The sequence below is a fragment of the Plantactinospora veratri genome (assembly GCF_036421995.1).
GTDB classification, from domain to species: domain Bacteria; phylum Actinomycetota; class Actinomycetes; order Mycobacteriales; family Micromonosporaceae; genus Plantactinospora; species Plantactinospora veratri.
Map to the genome: position 1 here is coordinate 41,885 of NZ_JAZGQL010000016.1, position 24,022 is coordinate 65,906.

The window sequence follows — 24,022 nt, forward strand, 5'->3', positions numbered from 1 at the left end:
CGGGCCGGGCGGTCACGACCAGCGGAACAGCTTCGCGGCCAGGCCACCGAAGAGCGCGGTGGAGCCGACCAGCACCGCCAGGTGCAGCGGCTGCGGCCAGTCGCCGGCCCAGGTGTCCTGGAGAGCCTGGGAGGCGGCGCCGAGCGGGGTGAAGTCGGCGATCCGGCGTACCGCCTCGGGCATCAGCGGGCCCGGCGTCCAGACACCGGCCGCGAAGAGCATCGGGTAGTAGACCAGGCTGCCGATGCCCATCGCGGCCCGGCTCGTCGGGGTGAAGGCGGCCACCAGCAGGGCCAGCGTGACCATCGAGGCCGAGCCGAGCACGAAGGCGGCGAGCAGTCCGGGTACGTTCGGCCGGGCCTCGATCCCGAAGACCAGCCAACCGGCGAGCAGCGCCAGCGCCGAGCCGACGAGCAGCGCGGCCACGTTGACCGCCAACTGGGCCACCAGCAACCGGACCGGCGAGACCGGGGTGGTGGAAAGCCGGCGCAGTATGCCCTTCTCCCGGTTGGCGGCGAGCGTGCCCAGCAGGTTGACCAGGGCGACGGTGCCGATCGCCAGGGCCAGCACGATCGGCAGGTAGACCTCGATCGGCTTCCGGCCGCCGACGTCCGCACTCGGTTCGTTGAAGCCCGGCATGGCACTGCCCAGGATCAGGATCAGAGCGGCGGGGAAGATCACCGCGAAGAAGGAGCCCAGCGGGTCGCGGACGAAGAGCTTCGCCTCGGTGACGACCAGCCTGGCGGTGCTCCGACCGGCGGTACGGCGTCGGTCTGCCCGACCGGCGGCGCCGGCCGGAACGGTCTCGGGCAGGGCGGTGGCGTTCATGTGAGTCTCCTCGATCCTTCGGTTCGGGTGGCTGGGCCGGGTCAGTTCGGGCTGCTGGCGGTCGGACCGGTCAGGGCGAGGACGGCGTCCTCCAGGGTGGGGCGCGCGACACCGGGCACCTCGGCCCGGGCCACCAACTCGGCCGGGGTGTCGATCGCGACCACCTCACCGGCCCGGATCACGGCCAGCCGGTCGCAGAGTCGCTCGGCCTCGTCCATGAAGTGGGTGACCAGGACCACCGTCACGCCCCGGTCCCGGACCTGGCGGACGAGCTGCCAGGTGTCCCGCCGGGCCTGCGGGTCGAGCCCGGTGGTCAACTCGTCGAGTACCGCGATCCGGGGGTTGCCGACCAGGGCCAGCGCGACGGAGAGCCGCTGCTTCTGCCCGCCGGAGAGCTTGCCGAAGACCGCGTTCCGCTTGGCGGTCAGCCCCAGCTCCTCCATCAGCACCCGCCAGTCCGCCGGCTCCGGATAGAACGAGCTGTAAAGGTCGAGCGCCTCCCAGACCTTCAGCCGGTCCGGCAGGTGGCTCTCCTGGAGCTGGATGCCGACCTGGCGGCGCAGTTCGGTGCGGTCCCGGGCCGGATCCAGCCCGAAGACCCGGATCGTTCCGCCGTCGGCCCGGCGCAGCCCGGTCAGGCACTCGACCGTGGTGGTCTTGCCGGAGCCGTTGGGGCCGACGATCCCGAAGATCTCTCCGGCCCGTACCTCGAACGAGACGTCGCGGACCGCGACCTGGTCGCCGTACCGCTTCTGCAGGTTGCTGACCTCGATGACTGTCATGGCAGAAACGCTAGGAATTTCGGCGCTCCGCCGTAATGCGTCCACCTGCCGGGCCGGGGTGCAGGTAACTACACCCCGGCCCGGCGTCTGGCAGCAGTCCGCCGCAGGCGCCCGGCGATCAGACTGGACGCATGTCGCGCCGGTACGCTCTCGCGTTCGTCCGCAACCTCGCCCAGACCGGGCTGGGCCTGCTCGGCCTGCTGATGTCCGTACTGCTGGTGGCGGCGGCCACCCTGGTCGTGCCGTACCTGCCGGCGGCCCGGGCCGCCAAGCGGCTGGCGGAGCTGGGTCGGCGGCTGGCCGGATCCTGGGGAGGCGTCCCGGTGCCGGTCGAGCACCGCCCGGGACCGCCGGTGCCGCAGCGCCGGGCCGACGGCTGGTACGGGTACCAGAACGAGCTCTACCGCTCACCCCGGCTCCCGGCGTACCTGATGGAACTCAGCTGGCGTAGCGAGGACCCGGCGCTGCTCCGCGAGTGGACCTGGCTGCACCTCACGCCCTTCGCCGGCGGCCTGGCGACGCTGGTCCCGCCGGTGCTGGCCGGGGCCGGGATCGGGCTCGGCGCGCTCGGGCTGACCGGCGGCGCGGCCCCGGTCGTCGGCTCCCCGCCGCCGGCGCTGGCGTTGGTGGTCGGGCCGGCGCTGGTCGTGCTCGGCTTCGCGGTCGCGCCGCTGACGCTGCGGCTGCACGCCCGGTGGAGCCGGCTGCTGCTCCAGCCGTCGGAGCGGTCCTGGTGGCACCGGTCCGGGCTGGCCCGCCCGGTGCAGCGGTGGTCGGCCGCGACCTGGCACGGCGCCGGCCTGGCCGGCCTCGGCCTCGCGGCGTTCGGCGGTTTCCCGCTGAACCTGCTGACCCTCCTGCTCAGCTGGGGCGGGCTCTCGCCGCAGGTGTCGCGGCTGACCCGACCGCTGGTGAGCCGCTACCGCCGCTACGCCCACGCCTGGGGCGGTACGACGATCCCGGAGCCGTACCGGCCGTACCCCGCGCCGCCCCGCCGGGAGGAGGACGGCCACTACCGGGTCGGCCGGACCCTCTACGACGACCGGGCGGCGGCGATCCGGGCCCAGGCGTACGGGTGGACCCTCGGCGATCCGGCGTTCTGGCGCGACCAGCTCTGGATGGCCACCAACCCGCTGCTCGGAATGCTCGGCCTGGTCCCGGCCGCCCTGGTCTCGCTGGGGCTCTACGGGCTGGTCACGCAGCCACTGTGGTGGGCACCGTGGGCGGTGCCGCTGGGGCTGCTCAGCGGCGAGTGGGTGACTCCCTGGTACATCTGGTACGGCGTCACCCACGCCGTGCCGGACCTCGCCGGAATCCCCGGCTGGACCAGTGCCCTGTTCGGTCTGGTGCTGGCCGCCGTCGGCGCGCTGCTCGCCCCGGCCCTGCTCCGGCTGCGCCTGCGGTACGACCGGCTGCTGCTCGCACCCACCCGGTCGGCCGAACTCGCGCTGCGGGTGCGGCAACTGACCGAGACCCGGGCCGACGCCGTCGACACCCAGGCGGCCGAGCTGCGCCGGATCGAACGGGACCTGCACGACGGGGCGCAGGCCCGGCTGATCGCGGTCGGGCTCAACCTGGCCGGGGTGGAACGGCTGATCGAGGAGGATCCGCAGGCCGCGCAGGCGATGGTGGCCCAGGCCCGGCAGGCCTCGGCGACCGCGTTGACCGAGCTGCGCGACCTGGTCCGGGGCATCCATCCGCCGGTACTCGCCGAGCGGGGTCTGCCGGACGCGCTCCGGGCGGTGGCGCTGGACAGTCCGGTGCCGGTACGGGTCACCGGGGAGCTGCCCGGCCGGCTCGACGCCCCGGTGGAGTCGGCGGGGTACTTCTGCGCGCTGGAGGCGCTGGCCAACGCCAGCCGGCACGGCGGGGCGAACACCGTGGAGATCGACATCACGCACACCGGTACGGCACTGCGGATCACGGTCGCCGACGACGGGCGGGGCGGCGCCGATCCGGCCCGGGGTACCGGGCTGCGCGGCGTGCGGCGCCGACTGGGCGCGTTCGACGGGGTACTCACCGTACAGAGCCCGCTCGGCGGCCCGACGCTGGTGACCGTGGAGATCCCCTGCCCGGCGCCGGAGTAGTGCGCGGACGGGTGTGGGCGGACGGGTCAGGCCGAGGCGGTGCCGGTGGGCCGGGAGCGCAGCTCGGCCACGTAGTCGTCGGGCGCGCCGGCCTTCTCGGCCGCGTTGGCGATCTCCGACAGGTACCAGGCGGTGGGCAGCCCGCCCTCGTAGCCGGCGAAGACGTAGACCCAGGCGGTGACCTCACCGTCCAGGGTGACGACCCGGACGTGCAGCTTCCGGTACGTGCCGGAGGCCACCCCCTCGACCTCGTCGAGTTGGGCGGCGTCCCAGGAGTGCACGTCGTAGAGTGCGACGAAGACCCGGTCGCCGGGCGACTCGACGATGGTGGTGACGGCACCCTCCCAGCCGATCACCCCCTCACCGGCGAAGGTGAGCCGCCAGCCTTCCAGCCAGCCGGTGCCCACCATGGGTGAGTGCGGGCAGTAGGCCCGCATCCGGGCCGGGTCGAGGTTTGAGCCGTACGCGGCGTAATGACGCACGGCGATGACGATAGCCCGGTGGAGGGGTGGGGGAGAATACGACCGTGCGTGTCGGACGGGTTCTGAACAAGATTGTCACTGGAAGCAGCGACGGAGGGCGAGCACTGTGAGCCGGATTGTGATCATCGGCGGGGGCCCGGCCGGCTACGAGGCGGCGCTGGTCGCCGCCCAGTTGGACGCGGACGTGACGGTGGTCGAGAGCGACGGCGCGGGCGGGGCGTGCGTGCTGCACGACTGCGTACCGTCGAAGACCTTCATCGCCAGTTCCGAGGTGGTGACCGGATACCGGGACACCGAGGAGTTCGGGGTCCACTCGGACGGGCTGGACGCGATCACCGTCCACGCCCCGACCGTGCACGGCCGGGTCAAGCGGCTCGCCCTCGCCCAGTCCGCCGACATCCAGGCAAAGCTGATCAAGGCTGGTGTGACCTTCGTCTCCGGTCGGGCCCGGCTCGGCGAGGACACGCTCGGTCACACCCACCGGGTACTGGTCACCCCGTCGGACGGTGACTCCACGTACTCGATGGACGCCTCGACCGTGCTGATCGCCACCGGCGCCAACCCGAGGGTGCTGCCCAGCGCGGCGCCGGACGGCGAGCGGATCCTGACCTGGCGCCAGGTGTACGACCTGCCCGAGCTGCCGGAACGCCTGATCGTGATCGGTTCCGGCGTCACCGGCGCCGAGTTCGCCAGCGCCTACCTGGCGATGGGGGTGCAGGTGACCCTGGTCTCCAGCCGCGACCGGGTGATGCCGCACGAGGACCCCGACGCCGCGATGGCGATCGAGCAGGTCTTCCGGGCCCGTGGGATGGAGATCCTGAACAACAGCCGGGCGAACGCGGTCCGCCGCTCCGCCGACGGGGTCGAGGTGGAACTCGCCGACGGCCGGCTGGTGCACGGCTCGCACGCGCTGATGGCGGTCGGCTCGGTCCCGAACACCGCCGACCTCGGCCTGACCGAATACGGCGTGACGGTGGCCCCGGGCGGCTACGTCAGCACCGACCGGGTCTCCCGGACCAACGTGCCCGGCATCTACGCCGCCGGTGACTGCACCGGGGTGCTGCCGCTGGCCAGCGTCGCCGCCATGCAGGGCCGGATCGCCATGTGGCACGCGCTCGGCGAGGCGGTCTCGCCGCTGCGGCTGCGTACCGTCGCCGCGAACGTCTTCACCGACCCCGAGCTGGCCACCGTCGGGGTGTCGCAGAACGAGGTGGACTCGGGGCGGGTTCCGGCCCGCCAGGTGATGCTGCCGCTGGCCGGGAACGCCCGGGCCAAGATGGCCGACGTGCGGGACGGCTTCGTCAAGCTCTTCTGCCGGCCGGCCAGCGGCCAGGTGGTCGGCGGGGTGGTGGTGGCGCCGAACGCCAGCGAGCTGATCCTGCCGATCACGATGGCGGTGGAGAACAACCTCACCGTCGACCAGTTGGCGATGACCTTCACCATCTACCCGTCGCTCTCCGGGTCGATCACCGAGGCGGCGCGGCAGTTGATGCTGCACGGCCTGGAGTAGCCGGCCCGGGGGGAGCCCTCGGGCGGCTGCGGGGGTTGGTACGGATAGTTTCCGGGGCGGTGCCGGGGCGGCTGTCGGCGTACCGTTGTCGGCGCGTGAGCCGTGTCCCGTCGGGTCCCCCGTTCCCGGTGGTCGAAGCGGTTCGCCGCCGGGCCGCCGGCGGGTCCCGCGCCGGCGGCCCTCCTACGACCACCGGACAGCAGTGCGAACTGCCCGACCCCGCTCGGCGAGCGGTGCGACGTGGGCGGGTGGAAATGTGCTGCGGGGGAAATGTGCTGCGGTGGTGCGGCCGGCAGGAGTACGGTGGCCGCCATGCGCAGCGCGATGAGCGAGACGACGACGCCGGGACACCCCGGCGTGCCGCGCTGACGCAGACCACACTCGTCGACTGGCCCCGGGGCGATCCGCTCCGGGGCTTCGTCGTGCGCACCAGATCGGCGCCGATCCCGGCCGGAGCCGCCGCCGGGCCCGTACCGATCCGGGAGACAGAAGATGCACGACCACCGCAGGCTCGGTCGCGAGCTGGAGCTGTTCCACGCCGATCCGCTGTCCGGGGCGGGGCTGCCGGTCTGGCTGCCGGCCGGTGCCGCCGCCCGGCACAGCGTCGAGGAGTACGTCCGCGAGCTGGAGCGTCGGGCCGGGTACCAGCACGTCTACTCGCCCCCGCTGGGCAAACGCGAACTCTTCGAACTTTCCGGGCACCTTGGCTACTTCGCCGACGACATGTTCCCGGTGCTGCGGCTCTCGGCCGACGACGAGTTCGTACTCCGGCCGGCCCTCTGCCCGCACCACGCCCTGGTCTACCGGGCCCGCGGCCGGTCCTACCGGGAACTGCCGCTGCGCGTCGCCGAGTTGGGCGGGATGTACCGGCCGGAGCGGTCCGGGGTGCTCGGCGGGCTCAGCCGGGTACGGGCGATCTCACTCAACGACGCGCACAACTTCTGCCCACCGGAGCAGGTCGGTGCCGAGGTCGCCGAGGTGCTGGAGCTGATCCGGGTGGCGCACGCCGCACTCGGGGTGCGCCCGGCGGGGTTCCGGCTGTCGCTGCGCGGACCGGGTGAGAAGTACGTCGGCGACGACGAGGAGTGGCGGCGCGCCGAGGACCTGCTCCGGGCGGCGCTGGTCGGCCTGCCGTACGTCGAGGCACCGGGGGAGGCGGCGTTCTACGGACCGAAGATCGACATCCAGGTCCGGGACGCGGCGGGCCGGGAGTCGACCCTCTCCACCATCCAGCTCGACTTCGACAAGCCGGCCCGGTTCGACCTCGGCTACACCGACCGGCGGGGACGGCGGGCGCGACCGGTGATGGTGCACCGCAGCCTGGTCGGCAGCATGGAGCGGCTCTTCGCGTACCTGATCGAGGTGCACGCCGGAGCCTTCCCGGCCTGGTACGCCCCGGTCCAGGTGCATGTGCTCCCGGTCGGGGAGGAGCAGGTGGCAGCGGCGGAGGCGTTCCGGCGGGACTGCGTACTCGCCGGGCTGCGGGCCGAGCTGGCCGTCGACGGATCACTCGGTGCCCGGATCCGGGAGGCCGCCCGGCGCCGGGTCCCGTACGCGGCGGTGCTCGGCGCCCGGGAGGTGGCGGCCGGGCAGGTGGCGCTGCGGCTGCGGGACGGCCGGTCGGTGGAGCCGATGCCGGCGGCGGACGCGCTGCGGTTGGTCAGCGGGATCGTGGCCGACCGCTCGGCGGACCTTCTGCCCTGAACCGCCGCACCGCCACCGCCACCGTCACCGCTGTCGCTGTCGCGGGTCGAACCGGCTCGGGGGCCCTGCTCGGGCCCCCGGGGCGCTTCCGCGGGGCGCAGACCGGTCAGTCGGGGAGCAGGAGCACGAGCAGGGCGGCGCCGACGAATAGCACCTGTTCGGCGGTACGGATGCCGAGCGGGGTGACCGGTCGACCGGCCAGGGTCAGCTTGCGGCGGGCGGCGTAGACGTTGGCCGGGAACATCGCGACCATCAGCAGCGCCAGCCCGGCCGCGGTCCAGCGGGCGCTGGCCGGGACGAGCAGCCCGACCGTTCCGGCCAGTTCCAGTACGCCGGTCGCGGTGACCAGCAGGGCGGCGCGGGGCAGTACCGGCGGCACCATCGCGATGAGATCGCGGCGGTGACTCGGCGCGAAGTGCGCGTAGCCGGTGAGCAGGAACATCAGGGCGAGCCCGATCCGGAGGGCGGGCTGCCAGCCGTCGAGCGCGTCGACGCCGAGGAGCCCGGCGAGTCGGGCGACGAGCGAGCCGGCGATGAGGGCGATCAGCGGCGCCATGACGGTGTCCGTTTCACTGTAGGGGAACTTGTCAGCATCAAGATTGGCTCACGCGAGGTATCTTGTCAACGGCAAGATATGCTGCCGGGTATGACCGAGGAGGATGCCGCCGGGCGGCCGTACCATCACGGGAACCTGCGCCGGGCGTTGCTCGCCGCCGCCGCGACCGCGATCGAGGAGTCCGGACCGGCCGCGCTCAGCCTGCGCGACCTGGCCCGCCGGGCCGGCGTCTCGCACGCCGCCCCGGCGCACCACTTCGGCGACAAGGCCGGGCTGCTCACCGCGTTCGCCACCGAGGGCTACGAGATGCTCGCCGACACGCTGGCCCGGGTCCGGGAGGCGACCGACGGCAGCCTGCTCGAACTCGGCGTCGGCTACGTCATGTTCGCGGTGCGTCACCGGGCACACTTCGAGGTGATGTTCCGGCCGGAGCTCTTCCACCGCGACGACGCCGGGCTCGCCGCCGCCCAACAGCGGGCCCGAGCGGCACTCCGGGCCGGGGTGGCCGGGCTGCCGGCGCCGCCGGCCGGTGCGGAGGCGGCACAGACCGAACTGGCCGCCTGGTCGATCGTGCACGGCTTCGCCACCCTGTGGCTGGGCGGTGTGCTCCGGACCGACCAGGTCGGCGACGACCCGGAGGCCGCCGCCCGGCTGGTGATCAGGCGACTCTTCGCGAAGCCCGACTGAGCCGCTGCGCCCCGCCCACCCGACCAGGCCGCTGCGCCCCGCCCACCTCACCAGTTGGTGGGCAGCGGCATCCCCTCGGTGTAGCCGGCGGCGCTCTGCACCCCGACCACGGCGTTGGCGTGGAACTCGGCGAGATCGGAGGCACCGGCGTACGTGCACGCGCTGCGTACCCCGGCCACGATCTCGTCGATCAGGTCCTCGACGCCCGGCCGGTTCGGGTCGAGGTACATCCGCGCACTGGAGATGCCCTCCTCGAAGACCCCCTTACGCGCCTGGTCGTACGGGCTGTCCTCGGCCGTACGCGCGCTGACCGCCCGGGCCGAGGCCATGCCGAAGCTCTCCTTGTAGCGCCGGCCGTCGGCATCCGTGTAGAGGTCACCGGGTGACTCGTAGGTGCCGGCGAACCAGGTGCCGATCATCACGTTCGACGCCCCGGCGGCCAGGGCCAGGGCGACGTCGCGCGGATGGCGTACCCCGCCGTCCGCCCAGACGTGCCGGCCCAGTTCCCGGGCGGCGGCGGCACAGTCGAGTACCGCGGAGAACTGCGGCCGCCCCACCCCGGTCATCATCCGGGTGGTGCACATCGCCCCCGGCCCCACGCCGACCTTGACGATGTCGGCACCCGCCTCGACCAGGTCCCGTACCCCTTCCGCGGTCACCACGTTGCCGGCGGCCACCGGGACCGGCGGGTCGAGGCTGCGCACGGCCCGCAGCGCCCGGAGCATCCGCTCCTGGTGACCGTGCGCGGTGTCCACCACCAGGGTGTCCACCCCGGCCTCGAAGAGCGCGGCGGCCCTGCCGGCGACGTCGCCGTTGATGCCGATCGCCGCGGCGATGCGCAGCCGGCCCTTGCCGTCCAGCGCCGGCCGGTACAGCGTGGCCCGGAGCGCGCCCCGGCGGGTCAGCACCCCGACCAGCCGGCCCTCGACGTCGACCACCGGGGCGAGCCGCCGCCGGCCCCGGGACAGCCGGTCGAACCCGGTCCGGGGATCGGCCTCGGCGGGCACGGTGTGCAGTTCGGTGGACATCACATGCCGCAACTGCGCGAACCGGTCGACCCCGACCGTGTCGGCCTCGGTCACCACGCCGACCGGCCGCCCGTCCGGGTCGACCACGATCACCGCACCGTGCGACCGCTTAGGCAGCAGGTGGATGGCGTCTCCGACGGTGTCGGTCGGGCCGAGCGTGATCGCGGTGTCGTGCACCAGGTGCCGCTGCTTGACCCAGCCGACGACCTCGGTGACCACCTCGATCGGGATGTCCTGCGGCAGTACCGTCAGGGCCCCGCGCCGGGCCGCCGTCTCGGCCATCCGCCGACCGGCCACCGCCGTCATGTTGGAGACCACGATCGGGATCGTGGTGCCGGTCCCGTCGCTGCTGGACAGGTCGACGTCGAGCCGGGACTCCACGGCCGACCGGACCGGGGCCAGGAAGACGTCGTTGTAGGTCAGGTCCTGGGTGGGCTTCCCGCCGGTGATGAACCGCACCTGGCCATCATGCCGGAGGACGATCCAGCCGGCCCGACAGTCCCGCCGGTCCCGTGACCGGCCTCTCCATCCGGTCCACCGGTCCCGGGTGGTCGCTCGGTCGTCGGTCGTTCGATCGTCGGGTGGGTCAGCGGATGAGGCAGATGGCGGCGCCGGCGGTGAGCACAGCGCCGACCTCGGCGGTCAGTTCGCTCACCACGCCGGCTTTGTGCGCGTGCAGCGGCTGCTCCATCTTCATCGCCTCCATGACGACGATCAGGTCGCCCTCGGCAACGGTGTCACCCTCGGCAACCGCGATCTTGACGACTGTGCCCTGCATCGGGGAGGTCAGCGCGTCTCCACCGGCGGCGGCGACCCCGCCCGCCGTACCGGACCGGCCAGCGCGCCGAGCCGGCCGTCGGGCGCCGGCAGCGGGGGTACCGGACGCGGCCGGGCCGGCGGCTGTGGTCGTACCCGTGGCGTAGCCGGCGGGGAGGCTGACCTCCAGCCGCTTGCCGGCCACCTCGACCACGACGGTCTCCCGGGCGCCGGCCGGCTCGTCGAGCGGTACGGCCCCGGCGAACGCCGGCACGGTGTTGTCGAACTCGGTCTCGATCCACCTGGTGTGCACGGCGAACGGGGCGGAGGTGAACGCCGGGTCCCGGACGACGAGCCGGTGGAACGGCAGCGCCGTGGCCATCCCGTCCACCACCATCTCGTCGAGGGCCCGGCGGGCCCGCTCCAGCGCCTCGGTACGGGTCTCCCCGGTGACGATCACCTTGGCGAGCAGCGAGTCGAAGTTCCCGCCGATCACGTCCCCGGCGACGATGCCGGTGTCCACCCGTACGCCGGGTCCGGTGGGCAGCCGCAGCGCGGTCACCGTGCCAGGTGCCGGCAGGAAGTTCCGCCCCGGGTCCTCGCCGTTGATCCGGAACTCGATCGAGTGCCCGCGCGGGACCGGATCGGCGTCGAGCCGCAGCTTCTCGCCGGAGGCGATCCGGAACTGCTCCCGGACCAGGTCGATGCCGGCGGTCTCCTCGGTCACCGGGTGCTCGACCTGGAGGCGCGTGTTCACCTCCAGGAAGGAGATGGTGCCGTCCGCGCCGACCAGGTATTCCACGGTGCCGGCGCCGTGGTAGTCGGCCTCCCGGCAGATCGCCTTCGCGCTGGCGTGGATCTCCGCCCGCTGCTCGTCGGTCAGGAACGGCGCGGGCGCCTCCTCGACGAGCTTCTGGTGCCGGCGTTGCAGCGAGCAGTCCCGGGTACCGACCACCACGACGTTGCCGTGCCGGTCGGCGAGGATCTGTGCCTCGACGTGCCGGGGACGGTCCAGGTAACGCTCGACGAAGCACTCGCCCCGGCCGAACGCGGCCAGCGCCTCCCGGGTCGCCGACTCGAAGAGCGCCGGAATCTCCTCCATCGTCCGGGCCACCTTGAGGCCCCGGCCGCCGCCGCCGAACGCCGCCTTGATCGCCACCGGCAGCCCGTGTTCGGCCGCGAAGGCCAACACCTCGTCGGGCCCGCTCACCGGCTCGGAGGTGCCGGGCACCAGCGGAGCGCCGGCCCGCTGCGCGAGGTGCCGCGCGGTGACCTTGTCACCGAGGTCGCGGATCGCCTGCGGCGTCGGCCCGATCCAGGTCAGGCCGGCGCCGATCACCGCCGCCGCGAAGTCGGCGTTCTCGGAGAGAAACCCGTAACCCGGATGTACGGCGTCAGCACCCGACCGGGCGGCCACGTCGAGCAGTTTGTCGATCCGCAGGTACGTCTCGGTCGCGGTCTCGCCGCCCAGCGCGTACGCCTCGTCGGCGAGGGTGGCGTGCAGCGCGTCCCGGTCGGAGTCGGCGTAGACGGCGACGCTGGCCAGTCCGGCGTCCCGGCACGCGCGGACGACCCGGACCGCGATCTCGCCCCGGTTGGCGATCAGTACCTTGCGCACGCCGCTGCTCCTCCTCGAATCGTCCCGCCCCGTCCCCGTCCTGCTACCCACCGCCGCTTCCGCCGCAACGTTGCCGGTGCCGGAGTGACTGCCAGGGGCGCTGCCAGGGACATTGTCACGACCCCGGCCGGCCCCCCGGCGGGTGGGGGAGGTGATGTCAAAGGTGCCACTACCGGTCACCGTCGTCCGGTCCGGCCGGTCACCGTCGTCCGACCCGGCTCGGCCCGGCTCGGCCCGATCGGTCACCGGCGTCCGGCCCGATTCGGCCCGGCCCCCCCGGGCGCTGCCGAACTTCTCGCCGGCCCGCGACGGGAGTCGCTGGTCGATAGTCAATTTTGGTTATTACGCTTCTGGGTGTGTCAGCTACCCGAATGATGATTCTCGGCCTGGTCCGCTGGATGCAACCGGTGCACGGCTACGACGTACGTCGCGAGCTGTTGAGCTGGAGCGCGGACAAGTGGGCGAACGTCCAGCCCGGTTCGATCTACCACGCGCTGCGTAAGTTGACCGAGGAGGGGCTGCTGCGGGAGGTGGCCACCGAGCAGGTCGGCGCCCGGCCGGCCCGGATCACGTACGAGATCACTCCGGTCGGCGAAGAGGAGTTCCAGGGTCTGCTCAGGGGCATCTGGTGGAACCTCGGCGAGGTGGTCGACCCGTTCTTCGCGGCCTTCTCCTTCCTGCCGGCGCTGCCCCGGGAGGAGGCGTCGGCGGCGCTGCGCAACCGGGCCCGGCTGCTGCGGGCGGTCAACGACAGCCTGCGGGCGGCGATGGAGTCCGGCTGGATGAAGGAGGGCAAGCCGGTGCACGTCTCCTGGATGTGGCAGCTCTCCATCGCCCGTTCGGAGGGTGAGATCGGCTGGTGCGAGCGGATCGCCGACCTGATCGACGCCGGGGTGTCGTACCTGCCGGAGGACTACGCCGAGCAGCCCGCCTGGGCGCAGTTCGCGAAGTTGACAAACGAGGCGACCAGCTTCGGCGGTGCTGGCACGCCGGACGAGCCTGGCCCGACTGACGCGACCGGGCAACCGGCTGACACGTAATAATCAACGTTGACTAAATGCGCTATATCGCGTTAGCCTCCCGGAAGCGTTGCGGTGGGCGCCTTCTGGCGTGCCCCGGGGGATGGGGCCGGTGGGGATGCCGGTCCGGCTGACCAGGAGCAGGCATGATCGAGACAAAGGGACTGCGGAAGTCGTTCCGCTCCCGCCAGGGCAGAGCGAAGAAGTCGGTCGACGCGGTCCGCGGCGTCGACCTCATGGTGGCCGAGGGGGAGATCTTCGGCTTCCTCGGCCCGAACGGTGCGGGCAAGACCACCACGCTGCGGATGCTCGCCACACTGATCGAACCGGACGGCGGCGAGGCCAACATCGCCGGTGTCGACCTGCGGACCAACCCCGGTGAGGTGCGGCGACGAATCGGCTACGTGGCCCAGGGCGGCAGCACCTGGGACGAGTCGACCGCCCGCGAGGAGCTGGTACTGCACGCCCGGATGTACGGCCTCAGCAAGGCCGAGGCGCACCGGCGCGCGGTACGTGCCCTGGAGGCGTTCCAGCTCACCGAGTACGCCGACCGCAAGTGCAAGACGTACTCCGGAGGCCAGCGTCGCCGGGTCGACATCGCGCTCGGCATCATCCACGAACCGAAGATCGTCTTCCTGGACGAGCCGACGACCGGCCTCGACCCGCAGAGCCGGGCCCACATGTGGGACGAGATCCGCCGGCTGCGCGCCGAGGGCATGACCGTCTTCATCACCACGCACTACCTGGACGAGGCGGACGCGCTCTGCGACCGGATCGCCATCATGGACCACGGCGAGGTGGTCGCCGAGGGGACACCGGCGGAGCTGAAGCGGGAGATCTCCGGCGACGTGGTGCTGGTCGCCATCGAAGGTTCGGCCCAGGACGCCGGCAAGGTGCTGGAGACCGAGTCGTACGTCACCAGCCTGGAGACCTCCGACGACGGCACCCTCCGGCTCTACGTCAACGACGGGGCCCGGGACATGCCCCAGATCCTCCGCGCGCTCGACGCCGCCGGCATCGCGCTCAGCTCGATCGAGCTGCACCGGCCCAGCCTCGACGACGTGTTCCTCACCAAGACCGGCCGCTCGCTGCGCGAGTCCTGACCCCTCGCCGCGCGAGTCCCGCGCCTACGCCGCGCACCGCCGAACAGGAGACTTTGATGAAATTCGCCCGCGACACATGGTTGATCTTCCAGCGGCAGTTCCTGCTGCTGGTCCGCCAGCCCGTCTGGCTCTTCGTCGGCATCTTCCAGCCGGTGATGTACCTGCTGCTCTTCGCCCCGTTACTCAAGCCCGCGTTGCAGGCGTCGAGCAACGCGGAGGCGTACCGGATCTTCGTGCCCGGTCTGCTGGTGCTGCTCGCGATCTTCGGCGGGCTGTTCCAGGGCTTCGGCCTGATCGCCGAACTCCGGGCCGGGGTGATCGAACGATCCCGGGTCACCCCGGTCAGCCGGCTCGCCCTGCTGCTCGGCCGGTCGCTGCGGGACGTGGTGTCGCTGATCGCCCAGGCGATCATCATCACCGTGCTGGCGCTGGCGTTCGGACTCTCGGTCTTCATCGGGGACCTGCTGCTCGCGTACCTGCTGCTGGCCCTGATCGCGCTGATGACGTCGGCGCTGTCGTACGGGATCGCGCTGGTGGTGAAGAGCGAGGATGCGCTGGCGCCGCTGATGAACACGATCGCCCAGCCGGTCCTGCTGCTCTCCGGGATCCTGCTGCCGCTGACCTTCGCGCCCGGCTGGTTGCAGGGGATCGCCGACTGGAACCCGTTCTCCTGGGCGGTCGACGGCGCTCGGGCGCTCTTCGCCGGTGATCTCGGCAACGACGCCGTCTGGCAGGGACTGTCGGTGATGGCGGTGATCACGGCGCTCGCCGTGGTCTGGGCCGCACGCGAGTTCGCCCGCAGTGTCCGCTAGCTCCTCATCGGGTACGGGTGGAGCCGGCACCGCCGCCGGTTCCACCCGTCCTCGGCCTACCCGGTCGCTGCCGGTGGCCCGCTGCCGGTCAGCGGCGGCGGTCAGCGGCGCCGGGCCAGGGTGAGGCCGTCGGCGATCGGCAGCATCACCAGGTCGACCCGCTCGTCGGCGAGCACCGCCTCGTTGAAGTCGGCGATCGCCCGGTCGGCCACGGTTTCCGGGGCGAGGATCCGGCCGCCCCGCAGCACGTTGTCCACCACGAGCAGCCCTCCGGGTCGCATCCTCGGCACCAACTCGGCCCAGTAGGTCGGGTAGCCCGTCTTGTCTGCGTCGACGAAGGCGAGATCGAGGTGCGGCTCGGCGGGGAGGGACCGTAGGGTCTCGGCGGCCGGGCCGATCCGCAACTCGATCCGGTCGTCGACTCCGGCCCGCGCCCAGTAGCGGCGAGCGACCGCCGTGTACTCCTCCGAGATGTCGAAGCAGGTCAACCGGCCGTCGGCGGGGAGGCCACGGGCGATCGCCAACGAGGAGAGCCCGGTGAAGGTGCCGACCTCGACCGCATGCCGGGCGTTCACCAGCCTGGTGAGGAAGGTGAGCAGCCCGGCCTGTTCCGGAGCGATCTGCATGCCCGCGTCGGCCGGCAACAGGGAGACCGTCTCGTCGATCAGCTCTCGGAGCAGGGCATCCGGCGGTGAGCCGTGCGCCACGACGTACGCGTGCAGGTCATCGGTGAGCGGAATCGACTTCGTCGGCACCGCTCGACGTTATGCCAGGTCGGCGGCGGACGGTAGCGGTTCGGTCAGTGTGGGTCGTCCGCCGCTGTCGTCCCCGTCCCGAAGCCGACACCGTTCGGGGCCGTCCGGTCGGCCCAGAGATCGGTGATCCGCAGGTCGAGTTCGCCGAGCAGGTTGCGGAACAGCGGCAGGGAGAGCCCGATCACCGCGCCGGGATCGCCGTCCACCCGGTCGACGAACGGGCCGCCCAGCCCGTCGATGGTGAACGCGCCCGCCACCTGCAACGGCTCGCCCGTCGCGACGTACGCGGCAATCTCGTCATCGGTGATCTCAGCGAAATAGACGCCGGTGGCGGCCACCCGGGCCACCTCGCGCCCGCTCAGTAGGTCGATCAGGCAGTGCCCGGTGTGCAGTACGCCGCTCTTGCCTCGCATCGCCTGCCAGCGGCGGGTCGCCTCGTCCGCATCGGCCGGCTTGCCGAGGATCTCCCCGTCGAAGGCGAGCACCGAATCACAGCCGAGGACGAGCGTACGGAGTTTGTCGCCGCTCTCACCTCGGCTGTCGGCACCGCTGCCGGTGTTGGTGGCGTCGCGGCCGTTCAGGTCCGCGCCGAAGTTCCCGGCGACGGTTCGGGCCTTCATCTGGGCCAGGGTGAGACTCAGCGCTTCCGGCGTCGAGGGATCCACCTGAGACTCGTCGACCCCGCTGACCAGCACATCCGGCTCGATGCCGGCGGCCTGGAGGAGCTTGCGTCGGGCCGGGCTCGCCGAGGCGAGCACCAGGCGCAGCCGGTTCGTGGTGTGCACGACGGCCAACGTACCCGGCCCGACGGGGGCTACCCGCGATCGGGCCGGGTGTTCACATCGGTTCGGTTCCGAAGCGGCTCAGAGGCGCGGCTGTTGCCGTCGCCGAACCAGGAGCACCACCAGAAGGGTCACCAACAGCCCGAGTACGACAAGAGCCACCAGGACACCGACAAGGATCGTCGAACCGGAGTTCGACTTGTTCTCCGGCTCGGGGGCCGCGTTGTCGGCAGGCTGTGTCTCGGTGGGGCTGGGTGCGGCGCTAGCGCTGGGGTCGACACTTCCCTCCAGCGGAGGTACGTCGGCCGTGAGTGCCTTGACCAGGTTGAGCACGCCGTACCCGTACTCCTCGTCCCGCCCCGGCGTCCCCTTGTCGTCGGCCGTAGCGGTGAGCCGATGTACGACTTCCTCCGCCGACAGATCCGGGAACTTGCTGCGTACGAGCGCAGCCGCCCCAGCAACGATGGCCGTCGAATAGGAGGTTCCGTTGCCGGCTTGGTACCTGCCGTTCTTCTGAGTGCTGTTGATACTCACTCCCGGCGCCGCAAGGACAATCTTCGAACCAGTGACTGAAACGTCTGAATGGTTGCCCTTCCGGTCCGTCGCGGAAACCGCGACGACGCCTTGGTAAGCGGCAGGGAACCTTACCATGACTCCACCGGATCGATTTCCTGCTCCGGCTACGATAACCACGCCCGCCTGGAGTGCCGACTCTATTGCTTGGCGAAGACTTGTTGTAGAGCTCGAGCTCGAGGATATGCTTACTACCTTCGCGCCTTTCGTTACGGCCCAGTTTATTCCCTCCGCGATGTAATCTGGATCGTCGGCGCCTGAAGGTGCGACATAGCGGATCGGTAGGATCTTGGCCTTGGGTGCTATGCCGAGTATGCCGTTGTTGCGGTCCCGGCCATGGGCGGCAATAATTCCCGCCATAGCTGTGCCGTGTCCATCGGCATCAATCCTACCTCTACCTCGGCCTCCAGGAAATGTGTCAATTCCCGGCAGTAGATTATCGCGAAGGTCGGGATGAGGATCAACGCCAGTATCGATGACCGCAACCGTCACGCCATTTCCCTGGCTGACTCTATGCGCCTCGGTCACTCTCAGATATTGGAGGTACCACTGATTGTCGCGGGCTTGGTCCGCGTGTGCTGGTACAGGGGGTAAAACGGCCACGGCCGTGACACAAAGAAGTGCCACGGCCGTTCGGATCGTGCGGTTGGTCACCGGGTAGAGCCAATCGTGGGACCGGGATCGATGCGGCGGTTCTCGCGAGATGGCATCATGACTGGTGCAACGCCCTCGTCGGTTTCCCACGGATTGTCAGGATCCCAGTGCCGGGCTTCTTCTTCCCTGCCTTGGCTGGCGGGCCGTGCACCGGAACCCATTCCGTAAGTCTGACCCCCGCCCATTGGCCGACTTGTTCCAAGAGCAGCTCTCTGTCCGGTGCTGCTGGGAGGGGTTGCTCCGCTTCCACCAATCACTCCACCGACAGGATTGATCCGTCGGGTCGCCCCAGCTCCCGAAGCCGGCTGCGATAGACCTGCGGCCGGTGTGTTACCGATCATTCCGCCCGGGGGCATCGCTCGTGGAGCAAGCCCCGCGTTGGGACCGAATCCTGATTTGTTCAGTCCACCGCCAGGGGGCATCGTAGATGGCGTGGGATAACCAGTTGGTAGCCCCGACGGCCTGGCCCCGGGCGGCAATCCTGGCGGCTTAGTGCCGGGCGGCAACCCAGGGGGGATTGGAGTCGGAAGGAGACCAGGGCCAGTGGTGGGTGGCGGTGGTGGAATAACACTCGGTGGTGTGGGAGGCACGGCCGGCGGTGCTATCGGTCCAGTGCCACCGAGAATCGGGCCTGCGCCTGGCGCAGTGGTTGTCGGAACGACGACCTGAACGGCTGGAGTAGGAGTCGACGGAGGCGTATAGCTCGCGCCACCACCTGTTGGCATGGGTACAACAGGTGGCAGGACTGGCGGTCCTGAAGTACCCATCACACCGCTCCCCCCGCTGCCATCCGGAGGTTGTTCCCCAACCCGTCGCGTATCTTTGTACACCGGAGGCTTGCGCAGCTGTACCTGAGCGGTGGCGAGTTCGCTACTGAGCCCGTACATAATGTGGCGGGCGCGCCAGTTCAGGTCTTCCAGGTCGGCCTGGGTCGTCGGCTGCTGGCCCTCAGGAGGGCGTCCATTGTTAGCCGTGACCGCAGCGTCGTACTGCTGCTTAGCCTTCTCCTTCGCGAGGTATTCCTTGTGAATTTCCTCAAGGTTCCTGCGCGACTCCCAAATTGCCTGAGTCACACCCGTCAAGGTCTGCTGGTTCGCGGCGGCCGTATCGTAGACGCCCTGCACCGTTTCGATGAGGTAGTCCAGTCGTGCGACGTAGGCCTTCGAAGCCTCGTTTTTCTCGGGCGGCCAAGCCTCCGCTAGGTTCTCACGGTATTGCTTCAAACGCGACAGGTGTAGCAAGGTGAGTTCGGAAGTCTTCCGCCAACCGCTCACGTGCTGCCAGTGCGTGTCCGACTCTTGGTTCGCCAACAGGGCCCACATCTGCGAGACATTCTGCGACGTCCAGTTGGTCGTACCGGAGATCTGGCCGCTCCGCCCGCCTCCGTCATCAAGCATTGGGGCTCCCCGTGTTTTCTGGGCCGCCCTGCGGCGGCGCTGCGCTCCGCGACCCGGGTGGCGGCGGTGCCGCTGCACCGGTCTGATCCAGCGCGTTCTCAACCTCGCGGACGCGGGCGTGCGAGAAAGCGTCGGAGTTGACGTAGTTCTTGCTGACGGTCTCAGCGGCGGTGGCGAGGCCGCCGGTGCCGTCGCCGACGTCCCAGATGCGGTTAGAGGTGTCCTGCTGGACATTCCGATGTCTGTCGAAGAACGACACGAGCTCGGGGAAGTCCGCGCTGGGCCGAGGCGGCTCGGGCAGCATGTCCGACTGGACTTCTTCCATGTGTGGGACGTAGTTCTTCTGGACCTCGGCCAGGAGCTGCTGGGCGAACTCTTCCATGCGCTGGATGTCAGCTTCTATGGAACCGCCGTAGTCACGCAGCCACGCAGGCCCGCGGTCTTCCTCAGGTATCACGTCTTCTCCCCAGGTGCTACGTACTGCCCCACACCAAGGTTAGTGGGTACGGGCCGGCGTGGGCAGCCCCGTCGGGGCGCCAGAAGCAGGTCAGTGAGGAAGGCCGGAGACCCGCCAGGCGTCGCCACCGGTGTGGGCCGGCATGCCGGACGGGGACACCGTACCGGGGCGACCTCTTCGTGCCCAGGTCGACACGACAGCGGGTCGGGCCGATGTGGTCGGTCGCGGACGGAGGAAGATCGCCCCGACCAGGGCGGCCAACTCCTCCGGCGTGGGGGTACCTCGGACCACCCGGAGCAGCCGTTCTTCGTCGGTCATGGCACTGAGGGTACGTCCTCGTCAATTGGTGCGCGTCTCAGATAGGCGTGCCGAGGGTGTGACTCTTGTTGCCGTTGGGTACCGTCCACGGGTGTCTAGTGCGCCTCCACAACTCATCGCTGACCGGTACCGACTTGTCGAGCCGCTCGGCCAGGGCGGGATGGGTCGGGTCTGGAAGGCGCGTGACGAGGTGCTGCACCGCGACGTCGCGATCAAGGAGTTGGTCCCGCCGCCGGGGCTGACCGAGGACGAGCGCCGGGAGATGCGCGAACGCTCGCTCCGCGAGGCACGGGCTATCGCCCGGCTCAATCACGCAAACGTGGTCCGGGTCTTCGACGTACTGCGTACCGATGGTGACCCGTGGATCGTCATGGAGTACATCCCGTCGCGGTCGTTGCAGGACGTACTTGCCAGCGACGGACCGGTGTCGCCGACCCGGGCCGCCGAGATCGGTCTCGGAGTGCTCGGCGCGCTGAAGTCCGCGCACCGGGCCGGGGTGATGCACCGGGACGTGAAGCCCGGCAACGTGCTGCTCGGTGACGACGGCCGGGTGGTACTGACCGACTTCGGCCTCGCCACCGTGCCGGGTGACCCGAACGTGACCCGTACCGGCCTGGTGCTGGGGTCGCCCGCGTACATCGCGCCGGAGCGGGCGAAGGACGGCACGGCCGGGCCGGAGGGTGACCTCTGGTCACTGGGCGCGACGCTCTACGCCGCCGTCGAGGGGCAGTCGCCGTTCGCCCGGCCGTCCGCGATCGCGACGTTGGCGGCGCTGGCCACCGAACCGCCGCCGGTGTCGCGCCGCGCCGGCCCGCTCAAGGCCGTGCTCGCCGGGCTGCTGCGCAAGGATCCGACGACGCGGATCAACGCCGAGGTGGCGGAGCGGTTGCTCCGTCGCGCGTCAGGCCGGCGCAGGAACCCGGGGCTGTCACTGCTTGACGGGGTACGCCGACCAGGGCCGCACGGCCCGCGCGAACCGGGCGAGCCGCGTACCCGGATCGTGCCGTTGCCGTCGCCCCGACCGGCCCCCGCCGCGCCACCGACCGCACCGCCCCCTGCCCCGGCGACGCCGCCGGCCGCCGAGACGACCAAGTTGCCGGCGGCCCCGCCGGCCGCCGAGACGACCAAGCTCCCCGCCGCTCCGCCGGCCGCCGAGACGACGAAGCTCCCCGCCCCGCCGGCCGAGAAGGAGTCGCCGGCAGAGGAGTCGAGGTCAGAGGCGCCCGCAGCGGAGGCCCCGGAGGAATCCGCGAGTTCGGACAGCGCCCGACCGCCCGCCGAGCCGACGGTCGTCGTCGTGCCCGGCGAGTCGGCCGACGCGGTCGAGGCGAAGTCGGAACCGGCGCCGACCGCGGTTCAGCCGAAGGCGGAGACCTCCCCGGAGCAGGCGCCGGCAGCTCAGCAGGTAGACCAGGCAGCGCAGCCGGAGAACCAGGCAGCGCAGCCGGAAAACCGGGCCGCGCTGCCGGCGGGCCGGGCGGCGGTCCCGACGAGCCGCGACGACGAGTACGGCGACCGGCGTGGCCCGTTGGCCGCCGTCGCGGCCGGCAACCGCCGGATGTGGCTGCTCGGCGGGCTGGTCGTACTGCTCCTGCTCGGCCTCGTCGTGATCGTGCCACTGACTCGGGACGGCGGGTCGGGCGACGAGGACCGGAACCCGAGTTCCGGCTCGGCGCCGACGAGCCAGCCCGCTGGTACGCCGTCCGCCGCGCCCACCAGCGCGCCCCCGGAGCCCACACCGGCGGCGACCACGGCTCAGCCGGCCCAGCCGCCGGTGACGCCGACGGGCCAGGCCGCTCCGCAGCTACCGGTGGGTTGGCGGCTGTACCAGGATCGGACCGGCTTCTCCGTGCCGGTGCCGAACAGGTGGACGGTCAGCCGGGAGGGCCCGCGGGTCAAGTTCAACGATCCCGACAGCCGCCGGTTCCTGATGATCGACCAGACGAACAATCCTCGGCCGGATCCTGTGGCGGACTGGCGGGAGCAGGAGCGCGCTCGCCGGAGTACGTACCGGAACTACGAGCTGGTGACGATCCGGGCCGTCGACTACTGGCTGAAGGCCGCCGACTGGGAGTGGCTGCACGACGAGGACGGAGTGCGGATGCACGTCCGTAACCGGGGCTTCGTCACCAGCAGCAAGAAGGCGTACGCGATCCGCTGGGACACCGAGGCGGCCGACTGGGACCGGGAACTCGCCACGTTCAAGATCATTGCGGACGGGTTCCGCCCCGCGAAGAGTTGACAGGCATGACCTCACTTTCATCGGGGTAGTGATGATCTCGACGGAAGGAGGTACGACTGATGCGTTCCCGACATCATGCGACGAAGCCCAGCATTGCACTGTGGATGCTGGTTGCGATCGGCGATCTCGCCCTGCTGGTGGCGAGCGTCGGAATGGTCGCGCTGATTGCGCTCGCGAGCGTCGTCACCGTGGCCGTCGCTACGGTCGGCGCCTGGTTGTTGCTGCGGCGAGGCGTGCAGAACCGGACGCCGGTGCCAGCCCGGGTCGCCATGCCGACGACGGGCCGGGCGCAGGCGGGCTCCGCCGCGCAGTTCCGCTGAGACTGGACAACGAGGGATAGCGGCAGCCGGATCAGTTATCGACCGGAGAGGTGATGACAGGTCCCGCTGCCGCTAACTCGTGTCAGGGGCGCGGCCAGCGGCTGTTGAGTCGGCGCGCCACTTCCGCGATGTCGTGCCGGTCGTGCGCGAGCAGGCTGCTGCGGACGTCGCGGTAGCGGGGACAGGGCCAGCGACGCCGGCACGCGACACAGCGCCACATGCCGAGCAGTCGCCACAGTGGCGCCGGGCGATGTCGTTCGACGATTGCCATGGAGCGGTCGCGTTCCATTGCGGACCTCCGGCGGTTGCGGGGCGCGCGACGGCTCGCCGGGCTGTCGGAGGGAGACGAGCCGCCGCGCGGGAGACCGACCTACCAGGTTGCGGACCAGGGAGAAATCGGCCTTCCGTAACTTAATGCATAAGGTAAAGCAAGGCAAGACCATATGCACCCTGATGCCTCTGGATGCTTGTAGTTGCCCGGTTCGCCGTGATCAAATAGCACCCGCGGACCAGGGAGCGGATTGTGCCCACGTCGAAGACACAGAAGATCATCAACGACCTCACCGAACAGATCGAATCGGGAGAGCTGGCACCTGGCGACCAGTTGCCGAGCACCGCAGAGCTGCGTGCCCAATACGGTGTCTCCGTCACCGTGGTGCGTGGTGCGATCAGCTGGCTCAAGGCGAAGGGCCTGGTGCAGGGGCACCCGGGGTTGGGCGTCTTCGTCGTCGAGCGTGAGAAGTAGGCAGCCCGCTGGGCAGCGACGACGTGAGCTAGGCTCGCTCGGATGTCAGTGGACGGCTTGACAGACCTCTGGGACAAGCTCTTCGGGGCGCAGCCCGACCCACCCCCGTTGCTGGTCCTGATCACCGGGCTGGTGGCCCTCACCGTGGTGGTCACCCGGCTGCCCTGGCGGGTCGGCCGCAACGCCATCACCATCGCGCACGAGGGCGGGCACGCGCTCGCGGCCGTACTCACCGGACGTCGTCTCCAGGGCATCCGGCTGCACTCGGACACCTCCGGGCTGACCCTGTCGGCTGGTCGACCCACCGGTCCCGGGATGGTCTTCACCCTGCTCGCCGGCTATCTGGCACCATCACTGATCGGGCTGGCCGGTGCCTGGGTACTCGGCGGAAACAGGATCACCCTGCTGCTCTGGGTCGCGGTCGCCCTGCTGCTCGCCATGCTGGTGATGATTCGCAACGTCTTCGGCATCATCTCGATCGTGGTCACCACCGGGGTCGTACTCGGGGTCTCCTGGATGGCGTCACCGGAGGTGCAGGCGGCGTTCGCGTACACCGGGGTCTGGTTCCTGCTGCTCGGCGGCGTACGGCCGGTGGGCGAACTCCAGACCCTGCGGCGGCGGGGGCAACTGCCGCAGTCGGACGCCGACCAACTCGCCTGGCTGACCCGGGTACCGGGCCTGGTCTGGGTCGGGGTCTTCGGCGCGGTCAACCTGATCGCCCTGTTGGCCGGAGCCGCCCTGCTCACCGGCCCGATACTGAGCTCCACCGGCCTGCCCGGCTGACCAGCGGATCGGCCGGCGACCGAC

Annotated in this window: 22 protein-coding genes and 1 pseudogene; 11 read left to right on the forward strand and 12 right to left on the reverse strand. The window is 70.9% G+C overall.

Annotation, left to right across the window (positions count from 1 at the left end):
• Positions 1-12: 12 nt before the first annotated feature.
• Both V1634_RS20890 and V1634_RS20895 read right to left on the reverse strand, forming a co-directional pair.
• Positions 13-828, reverse strand: coding sequence for an ABC transporter permease (locus V1634_RS20890; protein WP_331209576.1), 816 nt, complete (start codon positions 826-828; stop codon positions 13-15).
• Between the two features lie 125 nt (positions 829-953).
• Positions 954-1,610: pseudogene (locus V1634_RS20895) on the reverse strand (ABC transporter ATP-binding protein); the annotation flags it as partial.
• Between the two features lie 131 nt (positions 1,611-1,741).
• Here V1634_RS20895 and V1634_RS20900 point away from each other — a divergent pair.
• A complete protein-coding gene (locus V1634_RS20900; RefSeq protein ID WP_331209577.1) occupies positions 1,742-3,697 on the forward strand; it encodes a sensor histidine kinase in 1,956 nt (651 codons plus the stop codon).
• Positions 3,698-3,723: 26 nt separating this feature from the next.
• Here V1634_RS20900 and V1634_RS20905 read toward each other — a convergent pair whose 3' ends face one another.
• On the reverse strand, positions 3,724-4,179 hold the full coding sequence (locus V1634_RS20905; RefSeq protein ID WP_331209578.1) for a gamma-glutamylcyclotransferase: 456 nt from the start codon (positions 4,177-4,179) through the stop codon (positions 3,724-3,726).
• Between the two features lie 106 nt (positions 4,180-4,285).
• Here V1634_RS20905 and V1634_RS20910 point away from each other — a divergent pair, with 106 nt between their 5' ends.
• Both V1634_RS20910 and thrS read left to right on the forward strand, forming a co-directional pair.
• Positions 4,286-5,689, forward strand: a complete 1,404-nt coding sequence (locus tag V1634_RS20910; protein WP_331209579.1) for an NAD(P)H-quinone dehydrogenase — start codon at positions 4,286-4,288, stop codon at positions 5,687-5,689.
• A 492-nt stretch (positions 5,690-6,181) separates the two neighbouring features.
• A complete protein-coding gene (thrS, locus tag V1634_RS20915) occupies positions 6,182-7,393 on the forward strand; it encodes a threonine--tRNA ligase (protein ID WP_331209580.1) in 1,212 nt (403 codons plus the stop codon).
• A gap of 106 nt (positions 7,394-7,499) precedes the next feature.
• On the opposite strand, the gene V1634_RS20920 is transcribed toward thrS, so the two are convergent.
• On the reverse strand, positions 7,500-7,949 hold the full coding sequence (locus V1634_RS20920; protein WP_331209581.1) for a DoxX family protein: 450 nt from the start codon (positions 7,947-7,949) through the stop codon (positions 7,500-7,502).
• A gap of 90 nt (positions 7,950-8,039) precedes the next feature.
• Between V1634_RS20920 and V1634_RS20925 the strand changes: the two genes are divergently transcribed.
• Positions 8,040-8,636: a TetR/AcrR family transcriptional regulator gene (locus V1634_RS20925; RefSeq protein WP_331209582.1), complete on the forward strand. Its 597-nt coding sequence runs from the start codon at positions 8,040-8,042 to the stop codon at positions 8,634-8,636.
• Positions 8,637-8,683: 47 nt separating this feature from the next.
• Here the strand turns inward: V1634_RS20925 and V1634_RS20930 are convergent, their stop codons facing one another.
• Complete coding sequence (locus V1634_RS20930) at positions 8,684-10,123, reverse strand: GuaB1 family IMP dehydrogenase-related protein (RefSeq protein WP_331209583.1); 1,440 nt, start codon at positions 10,121-10,123, stop codon at positions 8,684-8,686.
• Between the two features lie 127 nt (positions 10,124-10,250).
• Positions 10,251-12,038, reverse strand: a complete 1,788-nt coding sequence (locus V1634_RS20935; protein ID WP_331209584.1) for an ATP-binding protein — start codon at positions 12,036-12,038, stop codon at positions 10,251-10,253.
• Positions 12,039-12,394: 356 nt separating this feature from the next.
• On the opposite strand from V1634_RS20935, the gene V1634_RS20940 reads away from it, so the two are divergent.
• From V1634_RS20940 to V1634_RS20950, 3 genes are all read left to right on the forward strand, one after another.
• On the forward strand, positions 12,395-13,078 hold the full coding sequence (locus V1634_RS20940) for a PadR family transcriptional regulator (protein ID WP_331209585.1): 684 nt from the start codon (positions 12,395-12,397) through the stop codon (positions 13,076-13,078).
• A 125-nt stretch (positions 13,079-13,203) separates the two neighbouring features.
• Positions 13,204-14,160: an ATP-binding cassette domain-containing protein gene (locus tag V1634_RS20945; RefSeq protein ID WP_331209586.1), complete on the forward strand. Its 957-nt coding sequence runs from the start codon at positions 13,204-13,206 to the stop codon at positions 14,158-14,160.
• Positions 14,161-14,216: 56 nt separating this feature from the next.
• Positions 14,217-14,972, forward strand: a complete 756-nt coding sequence (locus tag V1634_RS20950) for an ABC transporter permease (RefSeq protein ID WP_331209587.1) — start codon at positions 14,217-14,219, stop codon at positions 14,970-14,972.
• A 101-nt stretch (positions 14,973-15,073) separates the two neighbouring features.
• Here V1634_RS20950 and V1634_RS20955 read toward each other — a convergent pair whose 3' ends face one another.
• From V1634_RS20955 to V1634_RS20975, 5 genes are all read right to left on the reverse strand, one after another.
• Positions 15,074-15,727, reverse strand: a complete 654-nt coding sequence (locus tag V1634_RS20955) for an O-methyltransferase (protein ID WP_331209588.1) — start codon at positions 15,725-15,727, stop codon at positions 15,074-15,076.
• 44 nt (positions 15,728-15,771) lie between these two features.
• Positions 15,772-16,512: a Maf family protein gene (locus V1634_RS20960; protein ID WP_331209589.1), complete on the reverse strand. Its 741-nt coding sequence runs from the start codon at positions 16,510-16,512 to the stop codon at positions 15,772-15,774.
• A gap of 78 nt (positions 16,513-16,590) precedes the next feature.
• Complete coding sequence (mycP, locus tag V1634_RS20965) at positions 16,591-17,610, reverse strand: type VII secretion-associated serine protease mycosin (protein WP_331209590.1); 1,020 nt, start codon at positions 17,608-17,610, stop codon at positions 16,591-16,593.
• 1,515 nt (positions 17,611-19,125) lie between these two features.
• The gene (locus V1634_RS20970) at positions 19,126-19,590 is read right to left on the reverse strand and encodes a hypothetical protein (protein ID WP_331209591.1); all 465 of its coding nucleotides are present in this window, start codon (positions 19,588-19,590) and stop codon (positions 19,126-19,128) included.
• Between the two features lie 90 nt (positions 19,591-19,680).
• On the reverse strand, positions 19,681-19,908 hold the full coding sequence (locus V1634_RS20975; protein ID WP_331209592.1) for an acyl-CoA carboxylase subunit epsilon: 228 nt from the start codon (positions 19,906-19,908) through the stop codon (positions 19,681-19,683).
• 91 nt (positions 19,909-19,999) lie between these two features.
• Between V1634_RS20975 and V1634_RS20980 the strand changes: the two genes are divergently transcribed.
• Both V1634_RS20980 and V1634_RS20985 read left to right on the forward strand, forming a co-directional pair.
• Positions 20,000-22,150 (forward strand): serine/threonine-protein kinase, encoded by a 2,151-nt coding sequence (locus V1634_RS20980; RefSeq protein ID WP_331209593.1) that lies wholly within the window; start codon positions 20,000-20,002, stop codon positions 22,148-22,150.
• A 59-nt stretch (positions 22,151-22,209) separates the two neighbouring features.
• Positions 22,210-22,470 (forward strand): hypothetical protein, encoded by a 261-nt coding sequence (locus tag V1634_RS20985; protein ID WP_331209594.1) that lies wholly within the window; start codon positions 22,210-22,212, stop codon positions 22,468-22,470.
• Between the two features lie 82 nt (positions 22,471-22,552).
• Here V1634_RS20985 and V1634_RS20990 read toward each other — a convergent pair whose 3' ends face one another.
• The gene (locus V1634_RS20990) at positions 22,553-22,741 is read right to left on the reverse strand and encodes a hypothetical protein (RefSeq protein ID WP_331209595.1); all 189 of its coding nucleotides are present in this window, start codon (positions 22,739-22,741) and stop codon (positions 22,553-22,555) included.
• A 252-nt stretch (positions 22,742-22,993) separates the two neighbouring features.
• Here V1634_RS20990 and V1634_RS20995 point away from each other — a divergent pair, with 252 nt between their 5' ends.
• Positions 22,994-23,215 (forward strand): winged helix-turn-helix domain-containing protein, encoded by a 222-nt coding sequence (locus V1634_RS20995; protein ID WP_331209596.1) that lies wholly within the window; start codon positions 22,994-22,996, stop codon positions 23,213-23,215.
• Positions 23,216-23,257: 42 nt separating this feature from the next.
• On the forward strand, positions 23,258-23,998 hold the full coding sequence (locus V1634_RS21000; protein WP_331209597.1) for a M50 family metallopeptidase: 741 nt from the start codon (positions 23,258-23,260) through the stop codon (positions 23,996-23,998).
• Positions 23,999-24,022: the final 24 nt, after the last annotated feature.

Bases quoted from the DNA above. Each gene is read 5' to 3' on its own strand.
- V1634_RS20890 (WP_331209576.1), bottom strand. From the start codon at position 828: ATGAACGCCACCGCCCTGCCCGAGACCGTTCCGGCCGGCGCCGCCGGT.
- V1634_RS20900 (WP_331209577.1), top strand. From the start codon at position 1,742: ATGTCGCGCCGGTACGCTCTCGCGTTCGTCCGCAACCTCGCCCAGACC.
- thrS (WP_331209580.1), top strand. From the start codon at position 6,182: ATGCACGACCACCGCAGGCTCGGTCGCGAGCTGGAGCTGTTCCACGCC.
- V1634_RS20920 (WP_331209581.1), bottom strand. From the start codon at position 7,949: ATGGCGCCGCTGATCGCCCTCATCGCCGGCTCGCTCGTCGCCCGACTC.
- V1634_RS20925 (WP_331209582.1), top strand. From the start codon at position 8,040: ATGACCGAGGAGGATGCCGCCGGGCGGCCGTACCATCACGGGAACCTG.
- V1634_RS20945 (WP_331209586.1), top strand. From the start codon at position 13,204: ATGATCGAGACAAAGGGACTGCGGAAGTCGTTCCGCTCCCGCCAGGGC.
- V1634_RS20950 (WP_331209587.1), top strand. From the start codon at position 14,217: ATGAAATTCGCCCGCGACACATGGTTGATCTTCCAGCGGCAGTTCCTG.
- V1634_RS20975 (WP_331209592.1), bottom strand. From the start codon at position 19,908: ATGACCGACGAAGAACGGCTGCTCCGGGTGGTCCGAGGTACCCCCACG.
- V1634_RS20985 (WP_331209594.1), top strand. From the start codon at position 22,210: ATGCGTTCCCGACATCATGCGACGAAGCCCAGCATTGCACTGTGGATG.
- V1634_RS20990 (WP_331209595.1), bottom strand. From the start codon at position 22,741: ATGGCAATCGTCGAACGACATCGCCCGGCGCCACTGTGGCGACTGCTC.
- V1634_RS21000 (WP_331209597.1), top strand. From the start codon at position 23,258: ATGTCAGTGGACGGCTTGACAGACCTCTGGGACAAGCTCTTCGGGGCG.